The organism is Phenylobacterium sp. (assembly GCF_031412415.1).
Lineage (GTDB): Bacteria > Pseudomonadota > Alphaproteobacteria > Caulobacterales > Caulobacteraceae > Phenylobacterium.
In genome coordinates, this window is sequence record NZ_JANOCX010000402.1 from 1 (window position 1) to 1,824 (window position 1,824).

4 protein-coding genes are annotated in these 1,824 nt (G+C 67.2%); 2 read left to right on the plus strand and 2 right to left on the minus strand.

The features are described 5' to 3' along the window. The coding region (locus RMO04_RS18885; RefSeq protein ID WP_309646314.1) for a Na+ dependent nucleoside transporter N-terminal domain-containing protein at positions 1-317 on the minus strand (317 nt) is incomplete at its 3' end. Positions 318-466: 149 nt separating this feature from the next. On the opposite strand from RMO04_RS18885, the gene RMO04_RS18890 reads away from it, so the two are divergent. Together RMO04_RS18890 and RMO04_RS18895 are read left to right on the plus strand one after the other, a co-directional pair. After that, on the plus strand, positions 467-886 hold the full coding sequence (locus RMO04_RS18890; protein ID WP_309646315.1) for an organic hydroperoxide resistance protein: 420 nt from the start codon (positions 467-469) through the stop codon (positions 884-886). Beyond that, positions 883-1,362, plus strand: coding sequence for a MarR family transcriptional regulator (locus RMO04_RS18895; protein WP_309646316.1), 480 nt, complete (start codon positions 883-885; stop codon positions 1,360-1,362). The genes RMO04_RS18890 and RMO04_RS18895 overlap by 4 nt, the downstream gene beginning before the upstream one ends. Here the strand turns inward: RMO04_RS18895 and RMO04_RS18900 are convergent. Further along, on the minus strand, positions 1,359-1,679 hold the full coding sequence (locus tag RMO04_RS18900) for a DUF6665 family protein (RefSeq protein WP_309646317.1): 321 nt from the start codon (positions 1,677-1,679) through the stop codon (positions 1,359-1,361). The two genes, RMO04_RS18895 and RMO04_RS18900, sit on opposite strands and share 4 nt — an antisense overlap. Between the last annotated feature and the right edge of the window lie 145 nt (positions 1,680-1,824).

Below are 1,824 nucleotides of genomic sequence, written 5' to 3' on the forward strand. Positions count from 1 at the left end.
ACCTGGAAGGCGAAGGTGAACAGGGCGCCGGTGTTGGTCACTTGGTACGGCTGATCGCCGCCGCCCATGTAGCCGAACACGAATTGCGTCCCCTTGGCCGTCGCCGCGGCCAGGCCATCGACGCCGTTGTTGATGGTCTGGATGACACCCTGGGCGCCCGGGAGTCCAAACAGCAGCAGGATCAGCCCCACCTGGACCGCGATGGCGCCGATGGCCAGCTTCCACGGAAAGGTCCTGCGGTTCTCGGAAATCCCCCAACAGACGATCAGGATGAAGGCGAGGCCTGCGAGGCTTTGCGCGTTTTCAGGACGGAACATGCATGGCCCCCGGCTGGCGGACTCACCAGCCTTCTTGGCTCCATTGACTACGGAGGCGATGACCGAAGCAAGCGCACGCCGCGACGCGCCCTTGACCTTCGTCAGGATCGGCCTATTTGATTGTGTACAATCTAATTGGAGACTATCGAATGTCAGCCCTCTACGCCGCCCAAGCCCGCGCCGTCGGCGGCCGCGCCGGTCATGTCGAAACCCCGGACGGCGTGCTCAGCGTCGACCTTGCCCTGCCCAAGGAGATGGGCGGCCGTGGCGGCGCGACCAATCCTGAACAGCTCTTCGCCGCGGGCTACGCCGCTTGTTTCGAGAACGCCGTGCGCTTCATCGCCGGTCAGCAGAAGATTCCGCTGAAGGGCGCCGCGGTCACCGCCCATGTGGAGCTGCATCCCCGCGCCGAGGGCGGTTTCAAGCTGGCCGTGGCCCTGGACGCCGAAACCCAAGGCTTGGATCAGGCCGCGGCCGAAGCCCTTGTGGACGCCGCCCATCAGGTCTGTCCCTACTCCAACGCCATTCGCGGCAATGTCGACGTGGCGATCACCGTTCGGGCGGAATGACCAAGCGCACGACCAAAACCACAGTGTCCAAACCGGCCGCCCGCGCGGCGGCCGGCGAGGCGCTGCGCCTCGACAACCAGCTCTGCTTCGCCCTCTACGCGGCGAGTGGGCTGGTCACCCGCGCCTATCGCCCCCTGCTGGAGCCGCTGGGTCTGACCTATCCCCAGTACCTGGTGATGATGGCGCTGTGGGAACGCGCGCCGCGCACGGTCAAGGACCTGGGCCAGGCGCTGGATCTCGATTCCGGCACCCTGACCCCCTTGCTGAAACGCCTAGAGACTGCTGGCTTCGTGACGCGTCGTCGCGACGCCGAGGATGAACGCCGGGTCCAGATCGAACTCACCGTGGCCGGAGACACCCTGCGCGGTCCGGCCGCCGAGGTGCCGGCCGCCCTCGCCTGCCAGCTCCACCTGCCCTTGGACCAGATCGTCGACCTGCGCGCGACACTGCAGGACCTGGCGCGCAAGATGCGCTAGCGCGCGCCCAGCCTCATCAGCACTTCGCGTGGGATGGCGTAGTGGGCGATGGCGGGCTTCTGGTCGCGGATGCCGCAGGCTTCTCGCTGGATGAAATAGTACCAGACCGCCGTGGCCGCGTCCTTGACCAGAGACGAACGCTCGACACCGACGGCCTCGCCGGCGTCGAACGCCTTCAGCGCCGCCAGCGTGACCTCCACCCGATGGCCGGCGCGGCCGAGGGCGGCGCCCTTCTCGGCCATGATCTCGGCTTCGATGGACTCGGCGCCGGTCTCCAATGCGAAGCGCTGGCCCTGCGGAAGGCGGAAGGTCGACATGACGCCAATATTGGCGCCCCGCCGCCGCAGGGCAAGCTTGGCTACTTCCCGGTCAGTTCCTTCACAAGGGCGGTCTGGCCGTAGACCTTGGACAGGGCCTCGGTCGCCGCCGACGTGGCCACGACCACCGTCCGGTTGAGGGTCC